The sequence below is a fragment of the Natrinema marinum genome, from assembly GCF_024296685.1.
GTDB lineage: Archaea > Halobacteriota > Halobacteria > Halobacteriales > Natrialbaceae > Natrinema > Natrinema marinum.
The window spans coordinates 1,409,109-1,432,377 of the sequence record NZ_CP100763.1; the positions used below are offsets into that span (position 1 = coordinate 1,409,109).

Consider the following 23,269-nt stretch of genomic DNA (forward strand, 5'->3'; position numbering starts at 1 on the left):
TCTAGCACAGCATAGCTGTTTGCGCTGTCGCCTGAGACTCTCTCGTCGATCGACTGAATGGGCTCCCCGCTCGGGACGGCAAGGGACCGTTGAGCGCCCCAGTTGCGAACGGTTTCGTCTAGAACCGCTGTGACAATCGGCCAGCGCGCACTGCCTCGACGTTCGTGTACCGCGCCCGAGAATTCGTTTCTCGCGTTCGTCAGCGATTGGTACGTGAGACGACTCACTCGAGAGTCCGAAGACAGCGATGACAGAACGACGCTACGGGGTCGTTTTTCGCCGCACAGGCGGAACACTGATCGTCATCGGCGGACACTGAGCCGGCCGCGGACGAGGACGCGAGCAGATCTTTTCGCGGATCGGCATACGCGTCGATGACATCGTTCCACGTAACCACGAGGTCAGTGTCTCCGCTGGGTGTCCTCGAGTGAGTGGCGAGGAACCGTCGTTGCATGGCGACGAGCCCGTGCCAGAAGCCGAGGAAGAGGAGCGCCGGAAGGAAGCAGAGAAGCAGAACTGCTCCGAGGAGGAGGAGGGACATACGCGATGATTCGCTCCAGCGAGCATAATCCGCGTCGTTAAATCGTTCACGAGTAATACCCGTCGAGTCACTGTCGACCGATCACTGCCGTCGCTTCGCCCGGTTGCGACAGCACTCTCTTCTGAACTGATCGGTGGAGAGGTTATTGACGCTCCGCCGCAAAGCTCACTGGCGATGTCGCCCTCGAGTCGTCTCGCTACGGTACTGGTGATCGCGCTCGTCCTCCTCGCAGGATGTACCGCGCTCGAGCACGGCGGCACGACCGAGACCGGAGCCACAGGAGCGGCCAGTGACGGAACGGCGGCCGATCCGGCGCTCCAGTCGGACGGCGAACTCGAGGGAGAGGCGTGGAACGTAACCGTCACGCGCGTGATCGACGGCGACACGCTCGAGGTTCGGTTCCCGAACGGACAGGTCGATACGCTCCGCCTGTTGGGTGTCGATACGCCGGAAACGACGCTGAGCAGGGTCGACCCGACGGAGTTCGAGGGGATTCCGAACACAACTGCGGGGAGAGACCACCTGTACGCGTGGGGGCTGAACGCGACGAACTACACAAACGAAACACTTTACGGCGAGACCGTCCGCATCGCGGTCGACTCGGCGGCCGACCGCCGCGGGACGTTCGGCCGCCTGCTCGTCTACGTCTACCACGACGGTGAGAACTTCAACGAGGGACTGCTCAGCGAGGGGTACGCCCGGCTGTACGAGAGTACGTTCTCGAAACGGGAGGCGTTCGAAACCGCGGAAACGACCGCTCGAGCGAACGCCACCGGACTCTGGAATTTTACGGGAGCGGGGACGGGCGCGTCCGAGCAGTCAGCAACAGCGGAAGAACGGGGCGTCTCGCTCCCACCGTTACCGCCGGACGGTGACTACGACTGTAGCCACTTCGACAGTCGCGCGCAGGCACAGGCCGTCCTCGAGCGGGATCCGAGCGATCCGCATCGCCTCGACACCGACGACGACGGTATCGCCTGCGAATCGCTCTAGAAAACGCTCTGGGGCGTTCCGAGTGCCGCTACTCCTCTTCGAACGTCGCGGTGCGCGAGAGAAACGCCGCCACGATCGCCGTCTGCACCGTGCGAAGGTCGGCGTCTCGAATCGTCGCGGCCGCCTGAAAGCGTTCGCGCGCGTCCGCCACGAGTCGCGGGTCGGCGGCGAGCTGTGCGAGGACGAACGCGTCGGGGTCGACCCGCCGCGCGGCCTCGAAATCGGCCGCGTCGTAACAGTCCGCGAACGTCGCGACCAGCTCCGAGACGAGTTCGGCGGTCGCGTCGGCACCGGGATCGCCCGCCGGGACCGTCGACGCGGACGCATCGAAGTACGCCTCGTAGTCGACGACGCCGGCCTCCGCGTAGAGGACCTCGGCGAGCGAATCGAAGACGTCCGCCGAGACGTAGACCCCGAACAGCTTGTAGCGATCGTCTCGAGTCATCACCTCGAGTTTCCACGCCGGCCGCCTCAAAGGTATGGCTTTTCGGGCGCAACGGTATCGATCGGACCTCTTCGGTGCCGCGACCGACAGCAAACTGACCTATTTCCGTAAAATACACATAGAAGGTCAGATGATTTCAACAATGTGTTGTAGCAGTATCTGCTACTATAGCTATTTTAACCATATTTGCATTATTTATTGCCGGATAAATACTTCTGACTACTGAAAAGTGGCCACTACTGCGGACCCTCTGCAATACATTTTGAGGGTGAAACTACCCAATTCAATATGGGATGGGTAACGAGACACATTTTTGATTCGTCTTAGAGCGGTGTGTCACGACCGCGACTACGCGCAGGTCGCTTTCGAAGCCCCGTCTCGGCTCGAGCCCGAACGAGCGACCGGTCGAACCGACCGGCCTATATCTCGCGAACGTAGGTGTGGCCGGCGGAGAGCGCCTCGGCGTCTTCGCGCAGCAACGCGACGACGAGGCAGTCGACGTACTCCTCGAAGTAGTCGACGAGTTCGGCGATCCGGCTCGAATCGATCGCCTCGAGCGAGTCCAGAAGCATGAACGGAACCGTCTCGTGGACGTCGTGGACCAAGTAGCCGGCGAGCGCGAAGACCAGTCCCGTGACCTCGCGTTCGCTCTCCGAGAGGTGATCGACCGTGTCCTCGTAGGTGGCGCCGTCCTCGGTCGTCCGGACGATGTGGAGGTCGAACGCGGGGCGGGTCACCTTCCGTCGGCCCTCCCGGACCGTCCGCTCACGGCGCTCGATCCAGATCCGGTCGATGTTTCGATACTCGAGGATCGACAGGATCGAGTCCATGTGGTCGTTGAACGCGTCGACGGCGTTTTCCTCGATCCGGTCGACGCGCGTTCGGAGATCGGTCAGCTCCGCCTCGACGCTCTCGCGGCGGTCCTCGAGGTCGCTTCGCTCGTCGAGTTTTGCTTCGATCTCCTCGATCCGGGTGTCGACATCGTCGCGTTCGGCTTCGAGATCCTCGAGTTCGAGTTCGAGACGGTTCAGTTCCCGGTGGGTCTCGATGACCTCGTCGTAGGCGGCGTTCTCGACGGTGCCGGCGTCGTCCTCGAGGTTGTCGACACGGGCCTGCTGGGCTTCGAGCTCTGCTTCCAACTCTTCGATGCGCTGGGAGCGCCGCTTGAGTTCGTCGTGGATCGCCTCGAGTCGCGTTTCGATTCGCTCGCGCTGTTCGCGCTGCTCGCGGAGTTCCTTCTGCCGGGTCGAGAGGTCGTCGATCTGCGCTTGCAGATCGCTTCGTTCCTCGAGTTTCGACTGGCGGAGCGACCGCAGTCGGTCGAGCGTCGTTTCGATCCGCTCGCGGTCGACCTGCGAGCCACACGTCCAGCAGACGACATCGGCCGAGTCGGCGAGCAACTGGTCGGTGATATCGCCGTCGGTGTCGCCGTCACGGTCCTCGTCGATCGAATCGTCGAGGTCGAGGTCGAAGCCGTCGTCGGCGAGGCGCTCCTCGTTGAAGCGGATCACGCTCTGGAGTTCGCTCACCGTCGTATCGAGCGAGCGCTTCCGGGCGCGAAGTTCCTGGACGCGGCCTTCGAGTCGGTCGGGCGACTCGAGGTCGTCGTCGAGCGCGTCGCGTTCCGCCTCGAGGTCGTCGCGCTCGGCCTCGAGTTCGGCGTAGCTCTCCCGCTCGGTCTCGAGGTCGTACTCGATGGACTCGAGATCCGTCCGCGCCTCCTGGAGGTCGGCGAACGCTGACTCGATCTCCTCTTTCCTAGCGCGGCTCGCCTCGACGCCGAGGTCGAACTCCTCGAGGTCGGCCTCGAGGTCGGCGACCCGCTCGCTCGTGGTCTCGATCTCGTCGTCGAGGGCGGTTCGTTGGGCCTCGAGGTCGGGCAGCTCGTTCCCGAGCTGCGAGAGGTGCTCGAGCCGATCGTCGAGGTCGCGCTTCTCGGCCTCGAGCGCGCTGATTTCGGCCTCGATCTCGTCGGTGTCGATCGGCTGCATGATGAGTTCCCGGAGGTCGTCGCCGCGCCTGACGGCCCGGCGGGCCTCGTTGGACTCGAGCAGGAACGCGAAGAGGTCCGCAAGTTCGGGGTCCTCGAGATAAGGGTCGCCTTCGAAGACGATCTCGCCGTTTCGGCGCTCGAGGTACCGCGTGTACCGCTCGTCGTCGAACGCGAGTTCGACGTGACCGGCGTCCGCGTCGCCTTTCAACGACGATTGCCGGCTGCCGAGTGCCGCCATGATCGTCTGCAGAAACGAGGTCCGGTTCGTCGCGTTCCGGCCAGTCAGGACGTTCACACCGGGAGAGAGCGTTACCTCGGTGCTGTCGATGCCGCCGATATTCTCCGCGAGGACGGTGATCGCCGAGGTGACTGACTCTGGAGATGACACGATGGTTACTTCTCGCCGCTGACTATAAAATTATTTGGTTCGACCGTTTTTCTGCCGTCGTCCTCACGCGGTGTCCACGTCGCAGTCACAGCCGCCTCGATCGAGCAGGTCGGCGATGGGATAGTCGGCCCCGCAGTTGCCACAGATCGTCCGGACGTCGACGAACACCTCGTACTCTCGGTCCGTTAGTTCGCCCGCGTTACTCAACTCTGCGAGCGTCGACTCGGTGATGACCTGCGTTCGACCGGCGAGGCGCTGGACCGTCTCTTTCTTTCGGTCGACCCTGTCCTCGGTATCCTCCTCCGGGAGGGAGGCGTCGCGAACGTTCGTGAGGTAGGTGTAAATCGTCTGGTGTGTCACGAAGTCGGACCGAACGTCCTCGATATCGACGCCTGATCGCTCGAGTTCGCGACGTTTTCGGACCGCATCGGAGCGTGATACGTCGTCGTCGTCCGTCAGGGTTCGGTAGAGCGACTCGATATCGGTATCGAGCACGGACGCTCCCGCGTCACGGACCGCAGCTCGGAGTACCGCCTGATTGAACGCGGTCGCGAGGTCGCGAAGGCTCGTTCGTTCCGTCCCGTCGCCGGTCCACTCGGCTTCCAGGCGGTCGCCCCACTCCTCGAGCCCGTACTCGTCGATTACGCGCTCAACCTTGGTTCGTCGCCCGCCGCTCGAGTCGGCTGTCATATCGGATGTCTCTGATGCCGACGGTACAAATGTTCCGGTCGAATTCGGTCAAACCGTACGCTGATGCCGGTCGAATTCGATAGTCGCTGTCATCCACCTGCGCACGCAAGCACTGTACACCCCATATATTTGCCAATTAATTATCCAACTGATGATAAAATAGACTATATCTTCAGATCGCAGATTAGGCGACGAAATAGGTCCAATAGCCAATATCATAATTATCAGAAACCAAGTATTTATCGAAGAGGAAGCAGCATTTGTCTTTTGCTAGCTACTTTCGGTCGGTCCAAAACGATGGTCGAGTTGACGAATCTCGGCTACTGGCCCGACGGGACAGAAAGCGGTGGCTGGCCTCTCGAAAACAAGCCATCACTTACACGACTATGCCTGTAAACTCGCCGGCCCCGATCGTTCGACGGCGGTCGGTTCAGTGACGGATAGCGAGCGAATCGAGTGGGTGAGACCGAACAATTCGGCCGCGTGCGGGTTTGGTGTTCGGTACCAATATCGCGGCCCGCAGAACCATCGGAACCGCTCCGTTCTTCATCCCTGAACCACCCGTCGACTCCGTTTCGGGCGCAGTTCGATCGATCGGACCGCTCGAGCGGTTGATTCGCCGTGTTCGATCGATTCCCGTCGGTTTTCGATCGAAATGCTGTGTCGGTAGTCGACCTTCCCTCCGTCTCCGTTTTGCATTAGGAAACGCCCTCGCACTACGCGTCGCGCCGATTGACGACCGGATTCCGGCCGTGTCGACCCCGAAACCGCAGGAGAGACCGATCTCGACTCCGGCCACACGTCGTGACGGGGCCGAGTCAGCCTCGTCGCATGCCGTTCGGTGATGCCGACTTCGGCCGGTTCCGTCATCGGGGAGAACGTTTAAGACTAGTGCCGTTTAATCGAGGATAATGGCAGCTCAGCCGCTAACTAGCCAATCGTATCGATGTCCGGACTGCGAGGGGACCCTCACGTTCGAGGGACAGTCGTGGCAGTGTGCCGACTGTGGCCATGTTCCGTTCCACGGGGCAGACTAATTCCTTTCGATACCGCGACGTGTGTTGGTGCTTGCCGAGGTATCAATCACGACCGTACACTTTTATCGGTCTAGAGAAGACACACGAACACAACAATGGACGAAGACGCGCTCGAGTATCACAGGACCGATCCGCCGGGGAAAATCGAGATATCGACGACGAAGCCGACGAACACGCAGCGGGACCTCTCGCTGGCGTACTCGCCGGGCGTCGCCGCCCCGTGTCTCGAGATCGACGCGGACGAGACCGCGGCCTACAGGTACACGGCGAAGGGGAACCTCGTCGGCGTGATCTCGAACGGCTCGGCCGTCCTCGGGCTGGGCGATATCGGCGCGCAGGCCTCCAAGCCCGTCATGGAGGGAAAGGGCGTCCTGTTCAAGCGCTTCGCCGACATCGACGTCTTCGATATCGAACTCGACCACGATGACCCGGACGCGTTCGTCGAGTCGGTCGCCGCGATGGAGTCGACCTTCGGCGGGATCAACCTCGAGGATATCGCGGCGCCGCACTGTTTCGAGATCGAGGAACGGCTCCGCGAGCGCCTGTCGATCCCCGTCTTCCACGACGATCAGCACGGTACCGCCATCATCAGCGGCGCGGCGCTGTTGAACGCAGTCGAAATCTCCGGCAAGGACGTAGCGGAACTCGAGGTCACCTTCGCAGGTGCGGGCGCGGCCGCGGTCGCGACCGCGAAGTTCTACGTCTCGCTGGGCGTCCCCCGAGAGAACATCACGATGTGCGATATCGACGGGATTCTGACGACGAGCCGAGCGGAATCCGGGGAGCTGAACGAATACAACCGCGAGTTCGCACAGGACCGTCCCGACGGCGACCTCGCGGACGCGATGGCGGGTGCAGACGTGTTCGTCGGGCTCTCGGCCGGCGGCATCGTCAGTCAGGAGATGGTTCGATCCATGGCGGCGGATCCGATCATCTTTGCGATGGCCAACCCCGACCCCGAGATCGATTACGAGGCGGCCAAAGCCGCCCGCGACGACACGGTCATCATGGCGACGGGACGCTCGGACTTCCCGAACCAGGTCAACAACGTCCTCGGGTTCCCGTTCATCTTCCGCGGCGCGCTCGACGTCCGCGCTACCGAGATCAACGAGGAGATGAAGGTCGCGGCGGCGTCGGCGCTCGCGGACCTCGCCAAGCAGGACGTTCCCGACGCCGTGGTCAAAGCCTACGGCGACGAGCCGCTGCAGTTCGGCCCCGACTACATCATCCCCAAACCGCTTGACGCGCGCGTCCTCTTCGAGGTCGCACCTGCCGTCGCGCGGGCGGCGATCGAGTCGGGCGCGGCCCGGGTCGAACTCGACGTCGACGAGTACGTCGAGCGCCTCGAGGCCCGCCTGGGCAAGTCCCGCGAGATGATGCGCGTCGTGATCAACAAGGCCAAGTCCGATCCGAAGCGCATCGCCCTGGCCGAAGGGACCGACGAGACCATCGTGCGGGCGGCGGCCCAGATGTCGGACCGCGGGATCGCGGAGCCGGTCCTGATCGGCGACGAGGACGACATCCTGACGACGGTCGCGAACCTCGGCCTCGAGTTCGATCCCGACGTCGTCGACCCCGAGCGCGGCGAGTACGGGGCGTACGCCGAACACCTCTACGAGCGCCGGAATCGCAACGGCGTCACCCGCCGCGAGGCTGCATCGATGATCCGCGACGACGCGGACTACTTCGGCAGCGTCATGGTCGATCGCGGCGACGCCGACGCGATGCTGACGGGGCTGACGAACCACTACCCGTCGGCCCTGCGACCCCCGCTGCAGGTGATCGGGACGGCCGACGACGCGGAGTACGCGGCGGGCGTCTACATGCTCACCTTCAAGAACCGCGTCGTCTTCGTCGCCGACGCGACGGTCAACCAGGCCCCCGACGCAGACGTCCTCGAGGAGGTCACCCGTCACACCGCGGACCTGGCCCGCCGGTTCGACGTCGAGCCTCGAGCCGCCTTACTCTCGTACTCGGACTTCGGCAGCGTCGACAACGAGGGGACGCGCAAACCGCGGGAAGCGGCCCGTCGCCTCCGCGAGGATCCCACTGTCGACTTCCCCGTCGACGGCGAGATGCAGGCCGACACCGCCGTCCTCGAGGAGATGCTGACCGGCTCGTACGAGTTTTCGACCCTCGAGAAGCCGGCGAACGTGCTGGTCTTCCCGAACCTCGAGGCCGGTAACATCGGCTACAAGTTGCTGCAACGGCTCGGCGGTGCCGAGGCGATCGGCCCGATGCTGGTCGGCATGGACGAGCCGGTTCACGTCCTCCAGCGCGGCGACGAGGTCAAAGATATCGTCAACCTCGCGGCCGTCGCGACGGTCGACGCGCAGGACGACGGATCCTGATCGGCGGATCGACCGCCGTCGTCCGTCGTCGTTCGCGGCGGAACCGGCCGATCACAGCCGCTCGAGGGTCCACCGCTGACTCGCGGGGCCGTTCGGCGTTCGCCTGAACGACATCGGCGCCGTCGGCCGTTCCCTGCGCGTCGAGGACGAGCCCGCTGTTGACGTTCGCGATCGTGAACGTGCCGTCACCGTTGTCCTCGAGGGTCCAGCGCTGCATCGCGCCGCCCCACCAGCTCCATTGGTGGACACTCTGGCCGTCCGCGGTCGAGCCATCGGGGACGTCGACGGCCGCCCCGCTGTTCTCGTTGATGAGCCGGTACTGGCCGCTCCCGAGGTACTCGACCCACCACTGCTGGTGCGCGCCGCCGTTCCACGACCACTGAGTGACGTTCGCGCCGTCGCTCGTCGCGGCCTCGTAGACCTCAAGGACCTTCCCCGAGGCCGCGTTCTCGATTCGGTAGACGCCGTCAGAAACGGGGCCGGTATCGCCGCTGTGGGGCATGCGGCTCTGGTAACTGGGCGTGCCGTCGCCGGCGACGACCGGCCAGCCGTTCTCCCACTCGATGCGGTCGGTCATGAGGATGCGGTTCCACGTGCCGTCGACGAACTCCGGCTCCTGATCGTCGTAGGCGTGGTAGAGCATCCACCAGTCGCCGGCGTCGTCCCGAATCGCGGTGTTGTGGCCGGGAGCCGTGAACCGCCCGTTGCCCGAGAGGACCGCGACGCCGCTGTTGTGTTCGTTGAGATCGCGAAGATCCGTCCCGTTCTGGTTGTAGTACGGACCGGTGAACGACGTCGAGCGGCCGACTTCGACCGAATACGTGCTGTCGTACCCCTCACAGCAGTACCCCGTGGAGTAGAACAGGTAGTAGTAGCCGTCACGCTCGAGGAGGAACGGGGCCTCCCGATGGTCGCCCGCGAGCTGGAACGTCGTTCCGGGGACGTAGTCGGTTCCGTCGGCCGTCAGTTCGACGCCGTAGAGCCCGTACCAGCTCCCCCACACGATGTACGGCGTGCCGTCGACGACGCGGAACTCCGAGTCGATGGCGTTGGTCATCCCGAGATCGCTCTCGCGGAAGACCGGCCCCTGATCCGTGAACGGTCCCTCCGGGGAGTCGGCCGTCGCCAGCCCGATACCGGGATCGTTGTTGCTGCCCCAGACGGAGTACGAGTAGTACAGGTAGTACTGTCCGTTGTAGTAGTTGATGTCGGGGGCCCACAGCGACGCGTCGTCGCTGCGCCAGTCGGGATAGCTCTCGAAGGCCTCGCCGACGTAGGTCCAGTCGACGAGATCGCTCGAGCGGAGGATCGGCACCATCTCTTCTTCGGACTCCGAATCCTTCTCCATGTTGGAGGCGTACGCGTAGTACGTCCCGTCGCCGGTTCGGATGACGGTCGGATCGGGAAAGACGCGATCCGGATAGGTCGAGTTGTGGTAATGCGTCCCGCTCTCGTCGGCCGCGGCGGTCCCGGTCGAGCCGACTGCGGCGGCGACGGCGATCGAACCGGTACCGATCGTTTTGAGAACGTCGCGTCTGCTACGACCATTGCTATCGAATAGCATGCGTACTGCTAGTCAATAGATCGTACAATAAATGTTATGATTATTTAATTTGGTCTTATATCTACGAGGGAGAATACATTCGATGAATTCCGAGAGCGGCTCCGCCGATATCGTCGCGCTCGAGGTTCTTCTACTGGACGACGATCGCCGGTTACTCGAGTCGATCCGTCGCGACGAACGCTCTGCCGAAGACGACCGTCGAGCGCCGGCTCGCGGTACCGGTCGGCGCCGGTCGAATCACGCCGTCCGTGATCAGCGAGTGAGAGGGCACATCGCTACACCGGATCGAACGTCCATTTCTGGTTGTCACCGCCCCACCAGTCGTACTGGATCACGGTGGCGCCGTCGGACGTCGAGGAGTCCTCGACGTCGGCGACCCGACCGCTGTGCTCGGCCACCAGTCGGTACGTGCCGTCGCCGTTGTCGACGACGTTCCAACGCTGACACGGGTGGCCGGAGCGTTCCCACTGCTGGACGGTCGCCCCGTTTCCGTAGTCGGCGCCGGCGACCTCGAGGTACAGGCCGCTGTTGACGTTCGTGATGTCGTAGGTGCCGTCTCGGTTCTGGGAGAGGGTCCACTGCTGGCAGGTACAGCCGGTGTCCGCGTACTGGCGGACATCGTCGCCGTTCGCTGTGCCAGCGTTGGCGACCTCGAGCAACTTCCCGCTGTTGACGTTCGCGATTCGGTAGGTACCCTCGGCGAGGGGGCCGGACACCGGTCCGCTGCAGTCGCTCGCGTTGCCGGGCCGCCCGGCCGTCGTGCTCGGCGTGTTGGTACACCCGACGACCGGCCAGTCGTCTTCCCACGTGATTCGGTCCATCATGAGGACGCGCCGCGGGACGCCGTCGACGAAGCCGCCGTCCTGTCGGTCGTACGCGTGGTAGATGGTCCACAGCGATCCGTCGTCGTAGGTGATGACGTCGCCATGACCCGGCCCGGGGAAGCGCCGATTCCCAGTCAGGATCGGCACCCCCTTGTTGTTGACGTCACGATCGAGTAGGTTCGTCCCGTTCTGGTTGTAGTAGGGACCGAAGAACGATGTCGATCGGCCGACTTCGTACTCGTAGGTGCTCGAGAGCCCGTCGCAGCAACTGCCCGTCGAGACGATGAGGTAGTGGTAGCCGTTCGCCTCGACGTGCGTCGTCCCCTCGTAGGCGTCGCCTGCCACCTGCGTCTGCGTCGACATATCGTAGCTCTGTAAGTCAGAACTCAATTCGCCGACGTAGATACCCTGAAAGCTGCCCCAGAACAGGTACGACGTGCCGTCGTGTTCGGCGAAGTACGCGTCGATGGTGCCGCCGCCCGTCTCGTTGTCGCCGATGATTTGCCCGTGGTCGGTGAACGGTCCGGTCGGCGAACTCGAGGTGGCCAGGCCGATGCCGAACTCGCCGCTCTCCCACGGCCGGGGCGACAGCGAGTAGAACAGCTTCCACTCGCCGTCGTAGTAGTGGATGTCGGGCGCCCAGATCGAGCCGTAGGTCCACCCCGGCCGGGAATCGAACGCCTCTCCCTCGTAGGTCCAGTCGACAAGGTTCGTCGACGAGAGGACCGGGATCAGCAACTCCTCGGAGTCGTTTGACCCGTCGTCCCGGTTCATGTTGGTGCCGTAGGCGTAGTAGGTGCCGTCGGGCGCCCGGTGGATCGTCGGGTCGGGGAAGTGGGGCTCGTACAGGGGATTGTGGTAATGTGTCGCACTCTCGTCGGCGCCAACGGAGCCGCTCATTCCCGCCGCGCCGGCCGTCGTGAGCGCGCCGATACCGATCGTTTGCAGCACTGTTCGTCGATCGAAATCATCCTTGTGACCATTCGGCATGGCGAATGGTAAGCCATCGGTGTCGAACTTATATCTTTTGCCGAGTGTTAACAGCAACCATATCTCCCTCTGAAACGGAAAAAGAGTGCGTCACGGTCGATACAGACTCTCGCGTCGATGGGCGCGTTCTCCGCCACCGTCGCGAGTTACTCGAGCGCGACCGTGTCACCTCGCTCCGCGGAGTCGTGGAGGGCTTCGATGATCCGCATATCTTGCAGGCCGTGTCGCCCGTCCGGGTAGAGATCGCCGTCGCCGAGGAGCCGATCCGCGAAGTAGTCGAACTCCTCTTTCATCTCGCGCTCGGCGTCGAAACTCCCGTGTTCGACGGTAACCGACACGTCCCCGCGCGAGAGGTGCAGCGAACACTCCCCGTGGAACGCCGGCCGGAGTTCGATCTGTCCCTCGGTTCCCGTGAGCTTGAGGTGGGTGTCCTCGTGAGCGTGCTGACTCGAGGTCGAGAGCATCTGTACGTCGTCTTCGAAGATCAGCAGCGACGAAGATCGTTCGTCGGGAACGTCGGCGAACGCCTCGTGATTCGAGACCATCTCGGCCTGAACGCTGACGGGGTCGCGCCGGAGCAGGAACCGCGTCGTGTTGATCGAGTAGATGCCCAGATCCATCACCGAGGTGCCGTAGCCGCTCAGGTCGGCGTCGAGGCGCCACTGGTCGGGATCGGGGATCATCTCGAGCAGCGGCTGGGTGTTGTGGCCGTAAACCGACACGGGCTCCCCGAGGAAGCCGTCGGCGATCAGTTCGCGGGCTCGTCGTACCGCCGGATCGGTCTGCATCCGGTAGGCGATCATCAGCGGGACGCCCGCGGCGTCGCAGGTTTCGACCATTTCCTCAGCCCGCTCGACGGTCGCTTCCATCGGCTTCTCGCAGAGGACCGCCTTGTCAAGTTCGGCCGCGGTCTCGGCATACTCGAGGTGGTAGGCGTTGGGCGTGCCGACGTAGACGGCGTCGTACTCGTCGGCGGCCGCACCGTCGTGGAACTCGTCGTAGCTGATGCCGTTCGGAACGCCGTTCTCGTCGGCGAGCCGGGTCGCCTTCTCGGTCGAGCTACTGACGAGGGTCGTCACCTCGCCCAGTTCCGACGATTCGATCGCCGGGAGGGCGACGTCGATCGTCCACCAGCCCAGCCCGATCAGGGCGTATCTTACGGTCCCGCTCTCCGTCGTCTGCCACGTTCGATCCTCGTAGCTGTCGATCCAGTCGCGCATATCCGGTTCTACATCCCGATCTGGTAAAAAACGACCGATGTCAACGTGTGACGATCGTCCACTTCGCGGTCGTGGCACGATCGATCGGACTACCCGCCGATCGAATCGGGCGAGTACACCGTTCGTCAATGCCGAACGAGGGTTCGCGCTCGATTAGCGGTCGTTCGTCCCGTTCGACTGTGGGGGCCTCGAGAGAGCGTCCGATACCCCTCGAAGGGCTGTTTGCGTCCCGAGACCGACGGTGACGACTCCGTCCGTGATTGCCGAACGTCTGGATCACTCGAGTGATCATGTCGGCGTCCGCAAATGAGTCGGTCGAAACCGCGAACCGGCCGCCGAGCGGTCGGCATGCCAGAATAGACGGACTCTTTTCGCCTCTGAACTACTTTACAACCATATGCCCGTAATGCACCTTCGGCAGCGTGGGACCGAGGGCAGTATTGTTCGCCATTGTAGGACGAAGCTAATTCCGAAGAAGACGCGGCGCGCTGGGCTGTCGGTACCGGCACATCTCGCAGCACCGCTATCCGCCGTCGCGTGGGGGCGGAGAGAGTTGCGACTCCGCCGTATCACGTCGGCGGTCGATCGGACGGGGTCCGCGAGAAAAGCGTCGCTTTCGAAGACGGCTCGAGCCGTTCCGGTTCGGGCTTCAGTAGTTGTCGTAGACCGTCTTGCTGATCGTGTAGAAGTCCAGTCCGGCGTCGCCCTGCTCGCGGTAGGTCTCGCTCGAGGAGTCTTTCATCCCGCCGAAGGGGACGTGGAGCTCGAGGCCGGTGGTCTTCTCGTTGACCTTGACGACGCCGGCCTCGATCTCGTCGACGAAGCGGTTGGCCTCAGTGTGGTCGTCGGTGACGACGCTCGCGGAGAGCCCGAAGTCGACGTCGTTGGCGACGGCCAGCGCCTCGTCGAAGTCGCTCACCGGAATGACCGCGAGCACCGGGCCGAAGACCTCCTCCTGGGCGATGCGCATCTCGGCGTCGACGTCCGAGAAGACTGCGGGCTCGACGAAGTAGCCCTCGCGGTCGAGCGTCGACCCGCCGTACGCGAGGGTCGCCCCCTCCTCCTGCGCGATGTCGATGTACCCGAGCGTACTCGCGAGTTCGGATTCGCTGACGTGAGGGCCCATACCGGGATCATCGAGGCCGTGACCGTGGTCGATCGCCGCGGCGCGGTCGACGACGGCGTCGACGAACTCGTCGTAGACGTCCTCGTGGACGATCGCACGCGAGGCCGCGGTACACGCCTGGCCGGTCACGCCGAACGCGCCGCCGGCGACGATCTCCGCCGCTTCCTCGACATCCGCGCTGTCGCTGACGACCGTCGGGTTCTTGCCGCCCATCTCGAGTTGCACGCGCTTGCCGTCCTCGGTCGCGGTGTCGTAGACGGTGTTACCGACCTTGGTGCTACCGGTAAAGGAGACGGCGTCGACGGCCTCGTGGCTCGCGATCGTGCTGCCGACCGCATTGCCGGGCCCGGTGACGACGTTGAGCACGCCGTCGGGGAGGCCGGCTTCAGCGAGCGCTGCGGCCATCTCGTGGACGACGCCGGGCGCGAGCGAGGCGGGCTTGATGACGACGGCGTTGCCCGCCGCGAGCGCGGGGGCAATCTTCCAGGCCGGGATGGCGATGGGGTAGTTCCACGGCGTGATCAGGCCCGCGACGCCGAGGGGCTCGTTTTTCGTGTAGAGGTTCGTATCGCGTGCGCTCGAGCTCTTGACCGTGCCGCCGAGGTCGCTGGCCTTCGCACCGTAGTAGTGGAAGATGTCGATCGCGCGCTGTACTTCGCCGCCGGCCTCGCTTCGGGTCTTCCCCTCCTCGCGGACGAGCAGTTCGGTCAGGTCGTCCTTTCGCTGGTCTAACAGCGAGCCCGCGGTCGTGAGGATCCGACCGCGCTCGGGACCCGGCGTCGCCCCCCACTCGTCGCTCGCGTCGCGGGCCGCCTCGATCGCCCGCTCGGCGTCGTCCGCGTCGGACTGGGGATAGGTCGCAACGACCTCCGCGGGGTTCGCGGGGTCGGTCGTCTCGAAGGTGTCGCCGGTATGCGATTCGCGCCACTCGCCGCTAACGTAGTTCAGCCGCTGGTCTGGCATACGTACGGAGGTCGTTCCGTTCGCTCATAATTCTTGCCGTTCCGACGCTTCCCGCCAGTGGACCGTCCGGGGACGAGACATTTATAATGAATCGGGTAGTTGATGGGTGCATGCGGTATCAGCGCCTATCCACTGGCGACCAGTATAGACTGATCGCTGTCGATGACGACACAGCGTACGACCTGACGGCCGTCAAACCACGACTGGACGAGTTCGGAGAACTCGCCGCAGCGGCGGACCTCGCGGGGGTCGGGATCGACGACGTGGCGAGCGAACTCACGGCCGAGGCACCGACGATCCCGCGGGATTCGCTCACCGACGGAACGCTGCCGGTCGTGCCGGAGGAAGTCTGGGCGGCGGGAGTCACCTACGAGATCAGCGAAGAGGCCCGCGAGGCCGAAAGCGGGATGCCGGAAATGTACCTCCACGCCTACGAGGCCGAGCGGCCGGAGATATTCTTCAAAGCGACGCCGAGCCGGACGGTCGGTCCCGGCGAGGCGGTCGGGATCCGAGCCGATTCCTCGTGGGACGTTCCCGAACCGGAACTCGGCATCGTCCTCTACGACGGCTCGGTCGTCGGCTACACGATCGGCAACGACATGAGCAGCCGCGAGATCGAGGGCGAGAACCCGCTGTATCTGCCCCAGGCGAAGATGTACGAGCGGTGTTGCTCGATCGGCCCCTGTATCGCCTCCGCCGCCGAGGTCGGCGACCCACACGAACTGACGATGTCGATGGAGATCACGCGAGACGGCGAGACCCTATACGACGGCGAGACATCGATCGGCAACATGGCTCGCACCTGTGACGAACTGGTCGAGTACTGGCGAGACCACGACGTCGTCCCCGAACTCGGTGTCCTGCTCACCGGCACTTCGCTGGTCCCGGACGACGGCTTCACCCTCCGTCCCGACGACGAGGTCCGCATCGCGATCGACGAGATCGGCGAACTCGCGAATCCGGTCGTCGAAGTCTGAGCCCGCAGCGGCGAACTGAATCCCTTTCTAGAGTCACTCGAGCGACGTTCGCTGCCGATCGTCTCGTCGGAACGGAGCGTACCGCGAAAAACAGCGCGACGCGACGGTCTACGGCAGCGTTCCGTCGTCGGCGCCGGTAAACGCCAGCTGACGGTTCGTCACCGCCTCGCCCGTCTCGCCGTCGAAGAGGTGGATCGCCCGTTCGGGGAACGAGACGCGCACGCGATCGCCGTCGCTGACGGTGGGCACGCCCTCGGTCGTCGCGACGAACTCCTCGCCGTCGGTCGCGTCGTCGAACCGTAGGTGGACGATGTTCTCGTTACCCATCGGCTCGACGACGGACACCACCGCCTCGAGCCCGCTGTCGTCCGTCCCGCGCTCGCCGATCCGGACATCTTCAGGACGGATTCCGAGCACGATCGACTGCCCGTCCTCGAGGTCGGCGCTCGCCTCCGAGCCGAGCGGATAGTCGAACGCGTCGGTCTCGATCCGCTCCCCGTCGAAGTGGCCGTCGAAGACGTTCATCGACGGCTCGCCGATGAAGCCCGCGACGAACAGGTTGTTCGGCTCGTGGTAACACTCAAGCGGCGTGCCGACCTGTTGGAGTTCCCCCTCGTTCAACACGGCGATCCGATCGCCCATCGTCATCGCCTCGGTCTGATCGTGGGTGACGTAGACCGTCGTCACGCCCAGCCGTTCCTGCAGGTGCTGGAGCTCCGTCCGCATCTCCGCTCGCAGCTTCGCGTCGAGGTTCGAGAGCGGCTCGTCCATCAGGAACACGTCCGGATCGCGGACGATCGCCCGGCCCAGCGCGACTCGCTGTTGCTGCCCGCCGGAAAGCTCGCCGGGCTTGCGGTCCAGCAGGTCGTCGATCCCCATCAGCGCCGCCGTCTCTTCTACCGTCTCGTCGATCTGGGCGTCCGAGCGGTCCGTCGACTCCTCGAGCCCGAACGATATGTTCGCGCGGACGGTCTTGTGAGGGTACAGCGCGTACGACTGGAAGACCATGGCGATGTCGCGATCCTGGGCGGAGACGTCGTTGATCGTCCGCTCGCCGAGTCTGATCTCGCCGTCCGTCACTTCCTCGAGGCCGGCGATCATGCGCAGCGTCGTCGATTTGCCACAGCCCGAGGGACCGACCAGCACGAGGAAGTCACCGTCGGGAACCTCGACCGAGACATCGTTGACCGCAACGACACCGGCGTTTCCGTCACCGTACACCTTGGTTACGTCGTCGAGTTCTAAGCCCGCCATGTTACACCTGCGTGAGTTCGCGTTCGGTTTCGAGACGACGATTACAGAGCGCGTCGCCGCTGGTTCCATCGAAGACGTGGAGCCGCTCGGGATCGAGCGTCACCACGACCGATTCGCCCGCTTCCACGACGTGCATCCCGTCGGTCACCGCCTGGATGACGTCGTGATCGTCACCCGCGTCGGCGTGCGTGAGATGGACCACGTTCTGGTCGCCGTGGGTCTCCGTGACCGTCACCGTCATCCGGAACTCGTGGTCGCCGAGCGGCGTCGACACGTCCTCGGCCCGCCGAACGTCGACGGCTTCGGGACGGATCCCGATGACGAGTTCCTCGGCGTCGCCGACGGCGTCGGAGAGTCGGTCGTCGAACGGATACTCGAGAAACTCGCCCACGAAGCCGGTCTCGGAGCGTCGCCCGCGGAGGAAGTTCATCATCGGCTCGCCGATGAAGCCCGCGACGAACTGGTTTGCGGGCTCGTGATAGAGCTCGAGCGGTTCGCCGACTTGCTGCAGCTGCCCGTCGTTGAGCACGGCGATCCGATCGCCCATCGTCATCGCTTCGGTCTGATTGTGGGTGACGTACACTGTCGTCACGTCGAGGTCGGCCTGCAGGTTCTGGAGTTCCGCCCGCATCTGCGACCGGAGCTTCGCGTCGAGGTTCGCGAGGGGCTCGTCCATCAGGAACGCCTCGGGATCGCGAACGATCGCCCGGCCCAGCGCGACCCGCTGTTGCTGCCCGCCGGAGAGTTCACCCGGCTTGCGATCCAACAGGTCCTCGATGCCGAGGTCGGCGGCGACCTCCTCGACCCGCTCGTCCATCTCGGCGGCGGTGTACCCCGATTCTTCTTCCAGCCCGAACCGAACGTTCTCGCGAACGGTCATGTGCGGATAGAGGGCATAGTCCTGAAACACCATCGCGATGTCCCGGTTCTGTGGCACGCGGTAGTTCATGTGGTCGCCGTCGATGTAGAGATTCCCGTCGCTGGGCGTCTCGAGACCGGCGATCATGCGCAGCGTCGTCGATTTGCCACAGCCCGAGGGGCCGACTAACACGAGGAACTCGCTGTCCTCGATGTCGAGAGTGACGTCCTCGACGGCGACCGTGTCTCCGAACCGCTTCGTCAGGTGATCGAGTTGAATTCGTCCCATCGGTTATCCACTCTCCGTGCGCAGTCCTTCCGCGAACTGTTCGGCGAACGCGACGTACAGGATGATCGTCGGCAGGGCGGCGAGGAACGCGGCCGACATCCGGATGCCGAAGTCGACGCCGGAGGTCGACGCGCCGATCGCCGGCAGGATCAACGTCACCGGTGCCGCCGGGTGATTCGCCCCCGTGATGAGGGTAAAGGAGAACAGGAACTCGTTGTAGATCTGGGTGAACTGGTAGATGAACACCACGGCGAACATCGGCTTCGAGATCGGTAACACGATGCGGCGGTAGATCTTCGTGATGCTCGCCCCGTCGATCTTGGCCGCCTCCACCAGCGAGTTGGGGAGGCTCTTGTAGTACGACCGAAACAGGATCGTACAGATCGGAATCCCGTACGCGACGTGGGTGATGATCAGCGGGACGAGCTCCGAGTGGTGGCTCTGGAAGAGCGGCGCGGCCGCGAACAGCGGCTCGAGCATCCGCGCGAGCGGGAAGAGGTTGTTCCAGAACCGTGCCAGCGGCACCAGCACGGCCTGATAGGGCACGAAGACCCCAACCAGGAACAGCGAGAGGACCGCCAACTGGCCGCGCCAGTTGACCATCGTGAGGCCGTAGGCGGCCATGCTCGCCAGCAACACGTTGAGGATCGTCGCCGGAATCGCCATGAGCAGCGAGTTCACGAACGACCGCGAGAGCTGGCTAAACGCGTACTGGAGGTTCTCGAGCGTGAATCCGTCCCCGATCGGCGGCGCGAACGGCAGCGAGCGGGCGACGGCCTCGTTCGTCTTCAGTGCCGTCATGATCCCCGTCTCGAGCGGGACGAGGAAGAACCCCAAGAAGATGACGACCAACGTGTATTGGCCGACGCGTCTGAGATTAATGTCTTCGACGAGCGATGCGACATCGAAATTCGAATCTGTAGTCGATCGTGACATGATTAGAGACTCCCCTGTCGGTGCTGATAGGCGAGATACGGTGCGATGACCCCCAGGGCCAGCAAGAGCAACATCGTCGCGATCGAGGCCGCGTAGGCCCACTTCCCGAACTTGAACGCTTGGCGGACCATCAGCGTGGCGAGGATGTCAGTGCCGTTGGGCGGCCGGTACTGGCCGACGAGGGCATAGAGGAAGGTAAACGCCTTGAGGGCGAACACCATCAGGACGACGGCGGCGCTGACCGACGACTCCTTTAGCTGCGGGATGATGATCCGCAGATACGTCCTGATCGTGCTCGCCCCGTCGACTTTCGCCGCCTCGAACTGGTCGGTCGGGATCGATTGGAGCCCCGCCAGATAGACGACCATCGCGTACCCGCTGAACTGCCAGACCAGTGCGAAGATGACCGAGGCGAGCGCGATCTCTGGGTTTCCGAGCCAGTTGATCGGTTCGAATCCGAACGTCTCCATGATGACCGTCAGTACCCCGCTCTCCTGGTTGTACATCCACAACCAGAGCTGGGCGGTCACGACGAACGACAGCGCCATCGGGAGGAGATAGATCGTCTGGATCTTGTCCTTGTATCGGATCCCGTGATCCAGGAGGATCGCGAGGAAGAGCCCCAAGGCGAGCGAAATCGTCGTAAAGGCGACGAGCAAGACGAGGTTGTTTATCGCAGCCTCTCGGAACGCGTCGTTCGAGAGGGCGGTCGTGTACATCTCGAGGTCGAGGTTCGAAAACGACGGCCGGCCGAGGCCGGCGTAGTCGGTGAGCGAAATCACGACGTTGTAGCCGATGCCACCGTAGACGGCGATTCCCATCAGAACAAACGGAATCCCCCAATACGGTGACGACCGGACGAAGTCGCTGTTCAGGAAGTACCTGAGCTTCGTCTCCCAACCGACCACCTCCTCTGTCGGTACTGAAGTCGATTCGGTCGTGTCTCCTGTTGCCATCGAACTAGCCAATACTCGCCACCGTAATAAAAATTGAGTTATGTTACGACGTGGTTCGTCGTCCGCCGAGCGACCGCGTGACCGGACTACTGGGAGGCCGCCTCGAGCAAGCCGTCCGCGGTTGCTTCGGCGTCGTACGGGTTCGAGAAGTTGTTCCCAATAGCGCTCTTGCAGGCGTTCATCGATTCGGGGTCGAGGGCGAGGCCGTGAGCGATCGTCGGCGGATACGCCTCGGAGTCGGTGAGGTCCTCGTAGGTCAGCGCCAGGAAGTCCGTCAACTCGCTCGGATCGATGTCGGTCCGGAGCGGGACCGAGCCCTTGAGGTTGTTGAACGCGATCTGGGCCTCTTTCGTCCCGACGAACTTCTGCCACGTGACCGTCTCCTCGCGGCTCGGGTTGTTCGACGGCGTGACGAACGCGTCGACGTGGTAGAAGTACAGCCCTTCGGTGCCCGGGAACGGGACCCAGTCCCACTCCTCGCCAAAGTTGAAATCGTCGTCCGCCCGGAACATCCCGTAGAGCCAGTTCCCGCCGTGAATACAGGCGGCCTTGTCACCGATCAGCTTCTGAGCGGCCTCCGTGTAGCCGATCGACGAGGCGTCCTCGGTGATGTAGTTTTGCTGGATCTCGCGGAGCGTCTCGAGCGCGTCGATGATCTTCCCGCGGTCGCCGTTGCCCTCGATGAAGTTCATGTAGGCGTCGACGCCGCTCTGACTCGTGAGGATCTGGGCCCACGTCTGGAGTCCGAGGAACGGCGCCCGCATCCCGTGTGCGAACGGTGTGTACTCGGTGTTCTGATCGATCGTCTCGAGCGCGTCGAGGAGGTCGGGGACGCTCCCGAGGCTCTCGGCGTCGATGCCCGCCGCGTCGAAGGCCGCCGTGTTGTAGAACAGGTTGTTCATCCGGTGGGACCCGATCGGCACCGCCGGCATCTTGTCGTTGTACGTACAGATGTCGACGACTCGGTCCTGCATGCTGTCTTTGTATCCCTCGGCCTCCCAGACGTCCTCCTCGAGGTCCATCAGCGCGCCGTCGTACCGGTTCAGGTTCTTCCCCGGCCAGTTCGCGAAGGAGCTCATCGGGTTCGAGTTGGACAACCGACGGAGTACGGTGGTGTTCAACTCGACGTTCCCGTCACCGCCAACCGCCTGAAAGTCCGCCGGCACGTCCGAGTGCGTCTCCTCGAACGCGCTCGTCAGCGCGTCGACGGCGGCCGCGCCGTCGCCGCCCGTCCAGCCGTGCAGTACCTCGAGTTCACCCGATTCGCTGCTGCTACCGCCGACACAGCCTGCGATCCCGAGTGCAGCGCCAGCCGCGACGCCACCGAGATACGTTCGTCTGTCTATACCCTTCTCCGGTTTGTCATTGTCAACCATACGGATTGGCAAATATCCCCACATATTTATAAAGCTACCGATGGCACACCACTTCGGCGACCCCGATGTAGAGACTGACGATCGATTCGACGGTCTAGCTGGTCGATCTCGATCGATTCCGAACCGTTTGGCCATCGCCGGTCGATACTTCGAGTGCTTCACCGGCGCTCGACAAGGGGATGGTGGGACAAACTCCCCGAGAATCAGTGCTCGAGACTAGCGATGCGAACAGACGCGTTTCGCGCTCGCGGTCGGGCTATGCTTCATCGAACATCTCCGCACCGTCAGCCAAGTGGTCCTCGACCGCGTCGAGGTCCAGCGTCACGCCCAGGCCCGGCTTCTCCGGCACCTCGGCGTACCCCTCGTGGATGATGTCCTCCTCGACCAGGTCCGACCACCAGCCGAGTTCGTAGGAGTGGTACTCGACGGCCAGTGCGTTCGGAATCGCCGCGCCGACCTGAATGCTCGCCATCGTTCCAATCGGCGAGGAGACGTTGTGCATCGCGACCGGCACGTAGTACAGATCCGCCAGATCCGCGATCTTCCGCGTCTGGCGCATCCCGCCGACGCGTGGCACGTCCGGCGCGACGATGTCGAGGGCCTGCTCCTCGAGCAGTCGCCGGTTGCCGTGGTTGCGGTAGACGTTCTCGCCGACGGTGATCGGCGTCGCCGTCCGCTTGGTGACCTCCGCCTGCACGTCGTGGTTCTCCGGCGGGATCGGGTCCTCGAGCCACCAGACATCGTACTCCTCGAGTCGCTTCGCGAGTCGGTGTGCGCTGCCGGCGCTGAACGACCAGTGGCAGTCGAAGGCTACGTCAGCGCGGTCGCCGACGCGCTCGGTGACTTTCTCGACGATCTCTGCTTTGTGTTCGATCTCGGGGTTTCGGAGATGACGGTTCGCGCGGTCTTTCTCGTGGCCGCTGGGAACGTCGAGGTCGAATTTGAGGGCGTCGTAGCCCAGGTCCTCGACGACGCGCTCGGCCTCGTCCGCGCAGGCGTCAGGGTCGGCTTCCTCCTCGGTGTGGCAGTCACAGTAGACCCGCATCTCGTCGCGGTACTTGCCCCCGATGAGCTGGTAGGCCGGCACCTCGAGAATCTTCCCGGCGACGTCGTGCAAGGCGAGTTCGATGCCGGAGATCGCCGAGATGGCTTTCCCGGAGATCGAGCCTTCACCCGAGAGCTTCTGGACGAGGTGTTCGTAGAGCCGATCGATGTCGAGCGGATTCTCGCCCTCGATGAAGGGGGCCATCCGCTCGATGATCTCCTGTTCGCCTGCGCCCCAGTAGGACTCGCCGTTGCCGACGAGCCCCGCGTCGGTGTAGACGCGTACCAGCGTCCACGGGTAGTTGCCGTCGACGATGGTCGTCTGAACGTCCGTGATCTCGACGTCGCGCGGGCCGCGGTCGGCGGAGACGCCCATCGTCTCCGCGGAGAGGTCGCGCATCGTATACTCTGCGTTCGGGTCGGACAGCTGTCTGTAGTCCATCGACGGTGGTGA

Annotated in this window: 17 protein-coding genes; 3 read left to right on the forward strand and 14 right to left on the reverse strand. The window is 63.8% G+C overall.

Translation table 11 applies throughout. The features are described from left to right. Nucleotides 1-223: 223 nt before the first annotated feature. Nucleotides 224-541 (reverse strand): zinc ribbon domain-containing protein, encoded by a 318-nt coding sequence (locus tag NKH51_RS06950; RefSeq protein WP_254764516.1) that lies wholly within the window; start codon nt 539-541, stop codon nt 224-226. 174 nt (nt 542-715) lie between these two features. Between NKH51_RS06950 and NKH51_RS06955 the strand changes: the two genes are divergently transcribed. Beyond that, entirely contained in the window at nt 716-1,534 is an 819-nt protein-coding gene (locus NKH51_RS06955) for a thermonuclease family protein (protein WP_254764517.1), read from the forward strand. Nucleotides 1,535-1,562: 28 nt separating this feature from the next. Here the strand turns inward: NKH51_RS06955 and NKH51_RS06960 are convergent, their stop codons facing one another. The 3 genes from NKH51_RS06960 to rdfA all read right to left on the reverse strand — a co-directional run bounded on the left by NKH51_RS06960 (nt 1,563) and on the right by rdfA (nt 5,050). Next, entirely contained in the window at nt 1,563-1,979 is a 417-nt protein-coding gene (locus NKH51_RS06960) for a hypothetical protein (RefSeq protein WP_254764518.1), read from the reverse strand. A 419-nt stretch (nt 1,980-2,398) separates the two neighbouring features. Next, nucleotides 2,399-4,360 (reverse strand): archaea-specific SMC-related protein, encoded by a 1,962-nt coding sequence (locus tag NKH51_RS06965; protein ID WP_254764519.1) that lies wholly within the window; start codon nt 4,358-4,360, stop codon nt 2,399-2,401. A gap of 63 nt (nt 4,361-4,423) precedes the next feature. After that, nucleotides 4,424-5,050 carry a rod-determining factor RdfA gene (rdfA, locus tag NKH51_RS06970; protein WP_254764520.1) on the reverse strand — a complete coding sequence of 209 codons (627 nt, stop codon included), beginning with the start codon at nt 5,048-5,050 and terminating at the stop codon, nt 4,424-4,426. Between the two features lie 1,132 nt (nt 5,051-6,182). On the opposite strand from rdfA, the gene NKH51_RS06975 reads away from it, so the two are divergent. Next, on the forward strand, nt 6,183-8,438 hold the full coding sequence (locus NKH51_RS06975; protein WP_254764521.1) for an NADP-dependent malic enzyme: 2,256 nt from the start codon (nt 6,183-6,185) through the stop codon (nt 8,436-8,438). On the opposite strand, the gene NKH51_RS06980 is transcribed toward NKH51_RS06975, so the two are convergent. From NKH51_RS06980 to xacF, 4 genes are all read right to left on the reverse strand, one after another. Continuing rightward, nucleotides 8,389-10,002, reverse strand: a complete 1,614-nt coding sequence (locus tag NKH51_RS06980; protein WP_254764522.1) for a family 43 glycosylhydrolase — start codon at nt 10,000-10,002, stop codon at nt 8,389-8,391. The two genes, NKH51_RS06975 and NKH51_RS06980, sit on opposite strands and share 50 nt — an antisense overlap. A 275-nt stretch (nt 10,003-10,277) precedes the next feature. Then, nucleotides 10,278-11,777 carry a family 43 glycosylhydrolase gene (locus NKH51_RS06985; RefSeq protein ID WP_340674303.1) on the reverse strand — a complete coding sequence of 500 codons (1,500 nt, stop codon included), beginning with the start codon at nt 11,775-11,777 and terminating at the stop codon, nt 10,278-10,280. A gap of 185 nt (nt 11,778-11,962) precedes the next feature. Further along, nucleotides 11,963-13,036, reverse strand: coding sequence for a D-xylose 1-dehydrogenase Gfo6 (gfo6, locus tag NKH51_RS06990; protein WP_254764524.1), 1,074 nt, complete (start codon nt 13,034-13,036; stop codon nt 11,963-11,965). A gap of 649 nt (nt 13,037-13,685) precedes the next feature. Next, nucleotides 13,686-15,125, reverse strand: a complete 1,440-nt coding sequence (xacF, locus tag NKH51_RS06995) for a 2,5-dioxovalerate dehydrogenase (protein ID WP_254764525.1) — start codon at nt 15,123-15,125, stop codon at nt 13,686-13,688. 110 nt (nt 15,126-15,235) lie between these two features. On the opposite strand from xacF, the gene NKH51_RS07000 reads away from it, so the two are divergent. Continuing rightward, nucleotides 15,236-16,102, forward strand: a complete 867-nt coding sequence (locus NKH51_RS07000; protein WP_254764526.1) for a fumarylacetoacetate hydrolase family protein — start codon at nt 15,236-15,238, stop codon at nt 16,100-16,102. Nucleotides 16,103-16,210: 108 nt separating this feature from the next. Here the strand turns inward: NKH51_RS07000 and NKH51_RS07005 are convergent, their stop codons facing one another. The 6 genes from NKH51_RS07005 to NKH51_RS07030 all read right to left on the reverse strand — a co-directional run bounded on the left by NKH51_RS07005 (nt 16,211) and on the right by NKH51_RS07030 (nt 23,257). Beyond that, on the reverse strand, nt 16,211-17,356 hold the full coding sequence (locus tag NKH51_RS07005; RefSeq protein WP_254764527.1) for an ABC transporter ATP-binding protein: 1,146 nt from the start codon (nt 17,354-17,356) through the stop codon (nt 16,211-16,213). A gap of 1 nt (nt 17,357) precedes the next feature. Continuing rightward, on the reverse strand, nt 17,358-18,503 hold the full coding sequence (locus NKH51_RS07010; protein WP_254764528.1) for an ABC transporter ATP-binding protein: 1,146 nt from the start codon (nt 18,501-18,503) through the stop codon (nt 17,358-17,360). 3 nt (nt 18,504-18,506) lie between these two features. Further along, the gene (locus NKH51_RS07015) at nt 18,507-19,439 is read right to left on the reverse strand and encodes a carbohydrate ABC transporter permease (protein WP_254764529.1); all 933 of its coding nucleotides are present in this window, start codon (nt 19,437-19,439) and stop codon (nt 18,507-18,509) included. A gap of 2 nt (nt 19,440-19,441) precedes the next feature. Next, nucleotides 19,442-20,395 carry a carbohydrate ABC transporter permease gene (locus tag NKH51_RS07020; protein WP_254764530.1) on the reverse strand — a complete coding sequence of 318 codons (954 nt, stop codon included), beginning with the start codon at nt 20,393-20,395 and terminating at the stop codon, nt 19,442-19,444. A gap of 86 nt (nt 20,396-20,481) precedes the next feature. Continuing rightward, nucleotides 20,482-21,741 carry an ABC transporter substrate-binding protein gene (locus NKH51_RS07025; protein ID WP_345779980.1) on the reverse strand — a complete coding sequence of 420 codons (1,260 nt, stop codon included), beginning with the start codon at nt 21,739-21,741 and terminating at the stop codon, nt 20,482-20,484. A 286-nt stretch (nt 21,742-22,027) separates the two neighbouring features. Next, nucleotides 22,028-23,257 (reverse strand): mandelate racemase/muconate lactonizing enzyme family protein, encoded by a 1,230-nt coding sequence (locus NKH51_RS07030; RefSeq protein ID WP_254764532.1) that lies wholly within the window; start codon nt 23,255-23,257, stop codon nt 22,028-22,030. Nucleotides 23,258-23,269 lie beyond the last annotated feature (12 nt).

Bases quoted from the DNA above. Each gene is read 5' to 3' on its own strand.
- rdfA (WP_254764520.1), bottom strand. From the start codon at position 5,050: ATGACAGCCGACTCGAGCGGCGGGCGACGAACCAAGGTTGAGCGCGTA.
- NKH51_RS07005 (WP_254764527.1), bottom strand. From the start codon at position 17,356: ATGGCGGGCTTAGAACTCGACGACGTAACCAAGGTGTACGGTGACGGA.
- NKH51_RS06975 (WP_254764521.1), top strand. From the start codon at position 6,183: ATGGACGAAGACGCGCTCGAGTATCACAGGACCGATCCGCCGGGGAAA.
- xacF (WP_254764525.1), bottom strand. From the start codon at position 15,125: ATGCCAGACCAGCGGCTGAACTACGTTAGCGGCGAGTGGCGCGAATCG.
- NKH51_RS06980 (WP_254764522.1), bottom strand. From the start codon at position 10,002: ATGCTATTCGATAGCAATGGTCGTAGCAGACGCGACGTTCTCAAAACG.
- NKH51_RS07030 (WP_254764532.1), bottom strand. From the start codon at position 23,257: ATGGACTACAGACAGCTGTCCGACCCGAACGCAGAGTATACGATGCGC.
- NKH51_RS07020 (WP_254764530.1), bottom strand. From the start codon at position 20,395: ATGGCAACAGGAGACACGACCGAATCGACTTCAGTACCGACAGAGGAG.
- NKH51_RS07000 (WP_254764526.1), top strand. From the start codon at position 15,236: ATGCGGTATCAGCGCCTATCCACTGGCGACCAGTATAGACTGATCGCT.
- gfo6 (WP_254764524.1), bottom strand. From the start codon at position 13,036: ATGCGCGACTGGATCGACAGCTACGAGGATCGAACGTGGCAGACGACG.
- NKH51_RS06960 (WP_254764518.1), bottom strand. From the start codon at position 1,979: ATGACTCGAGACGATCGCTACAAGCTGTTCGGGGTCTACGTCTCGGCG.
- NKH51_RS06950 (WP_254764516.1), bottom strand. From the start codon at position 541: ATGTCCCTCCTCCTCCTCGGAGCAGTTCTGCTTCTCTGCTTCCTTCCG.
- NKH51_RS06955 (WP_254764517.1), top strand. From the start codon at position 716: ATGTCGCCCTCGAGTCGTCTCGCTACGGTACTGGTGATCGCGCTCGTC.
- NKH51_RS07015 (WP_254764529.1), bottom strand. From the start codon at position 19,439: ATGTCACGATCGACTACAGATTCGAATTTCGATGTCGCATCGCTCGTC.
- NKH51_RS07010 (WP_254764528.1), bottom strand. From the start codon at position 18,503: ATGGGACGAATTCAACTCGATCACCTGACGAAGCGGTTCGGAGACACG.